The 298-nt window shown below is 42.3% G+C and carries 2 rRNA genes; both read right to left on the bottom strand.

Annotated elements, in window-relative coordinates:
* Window positions 1-68 (bottom strand): 5S ribosomal RNA (rrf, locus tag H4J76_RS19600); the annotation flags it as partial.
* Between the two features lie 141 nt (window positions 69-209).
* A 23S ribosomal RNA gene (locus tag H4J76_RS19605) occupies window positions 210-298 on the bottom strand; the annotation flags it as partial.

A 298-nucleotide genomic window follows, 5' to 3' on the forward strand; every position in this document is an offset into this window, starting at 1 on the left:
GCGCTACTGCGTTTCACTTCTGAGTTCGGAATGGGATCAGGTGGTGCCACAGTGCTATTGTCGCTAGACAAAAAGGTTACAATCTTGAAAGCTGTTGCTCGCTAGAGCTATAAATATAAAAGCGTTTTCTTATTCAATTCATTACAGTGCGTGAAGTTATTCTGTCAGTCTTTTACAAACACTTCGTAGTAAAACTACTTGGGTGTTGTATGGTTAAGCCTCACGGGCAATTAGTATCAGTTAGCTCAAGACCTCGCAGTCCTTACACACCTGACCTATCAACGTTGTAGTCTCCAAC

The sequence above is a fragment of the Colwellia sp. BRX9-1 genome (assembly GCF_014077195.1).
GTDB lineage: Bacteria > Pseudomonadota > Gammaproteobacteria > Enterobacterales > Alteromonadaceae > Colwellia_A.